Here is a 945-nt window from a genome sequence, read left to right as displayed (position 1 = left end):
CAGCTTGAGCTGTTCAAGTAGCGACTGGCGCTCTTGTTTCCACTCAGATTCTTTCTGTTTTTGCGACGCCATCAGCGCTTTCACCATCGCTTGTAGCTCGGCAACATCTTGGCTTTCTGGGTTAATAGTTGGCGTCTTTTTCATGGCATTGATTATATTGAAATTATGCCATTAACGCTTGGTGAATAAGGCTTTATTTTCGATTAAGTCATTGTAAAATTGTTTATTTTAACGGGTTTATGGCCGATAATCGTGAAGCCAGAAAGGAGTCTATCAAGCTCGAATTGAGTCAGGGGAAACACCTCATTTTTCTCTTTTGTAGGCCACTTGTACTTGGCTTTTTCAAGGCGCTTGTACCAAAGAGCAAAGCCTGTTTTATCCCAGTACAACACTTTGATTTTGTCGCGCTGTTTGTTGGTGAACAGGAACAGGGCACCGCTTCCCAGGGGTAAATCGGTGTCACTTTCGATAATCGCCGCGAGGCCATTGATGGACTTTCTAAAATCGACACTTTCACGATGCAGATAAATCTCTGGTGCGCTGAGCATGCGTTTCATGATAGCGCACCTATGAGCTCTGCGAGATAGGCCGCTGGCGTGCCTTGTGGAATACGCAGCTCAACATCATTGACGAGTAGTATCATGTTAGCTGTTGCACACTGAGCTTGATACTTGGTCGTCTTTTCGACGACTTCAGCTCGGACAAAGCCTAGAGATACATCAGTTTTATTGAGTTGCTGGCGCTTGGCATAAAACGTTGAGGGGTTAAGTTCATTGAGCTTACAAAATGCGAGTGTAGATAATGAACTTGATTCAGATTGCGCAATAAGGTTTTGCCATTCTTGGTTGGTGCGTCGTTTTCTCATCTCAAATCTCCTCATGGTTGGAGACTTGATCTTATTCTTCGTGCTAGGGGATTAGAATGCGGGGTTTATGATGCGCTTAC

The 945-nt window shown here is 44.4% G+C and carries 2 protein-coding genes; both read right to left on the bottom strand.

The window, feature by feature from the left end; translation table 11 throughout:
* Positions 1 to 203 precede the first annotated feature (203 nt).
* Positions 204 to 557: an IS66 family insertion sequence element accessory protein TnpB gene (gene tnpB, locus K6Y31_RS22075; protein ID WP_233055178.1), complete on the bottom strand. Its 354-nt coding sequence runs from the start codon at positions 555 to 557 to the stop codon at positions 204 to 206.
* Entirely contained in the window at positions 554 to 865 is a 312-nt protein-coding gene (gene tnpA, locus K6Y31_RS22070; protein WP_233055177.1) for an IS66 family insertion sequence element accessory protein TnpA, read from the bottom strand. The genes tnpB and tnpA overlap by 4 nt, the downstream gene beginning before the upstream one ends.
* Positions 866 to 945 lie beyond the last annotated feature (80 nt).

The sequence above is a fragment of the Motilimonas cestriensis genome, assembly GCF_021295315.1.
Classification (GTDB): Bacteria; Pseudomonadota; Gammaproteobacteria; order Enterobacterales; family CBDFNC01; genus Motilimonas; species Motilimonas cestriensis.
Note: the sequence above shows the minus strand (reverse complement) of the source record. Positions and strands in the feature narration are given on the sequence as shown.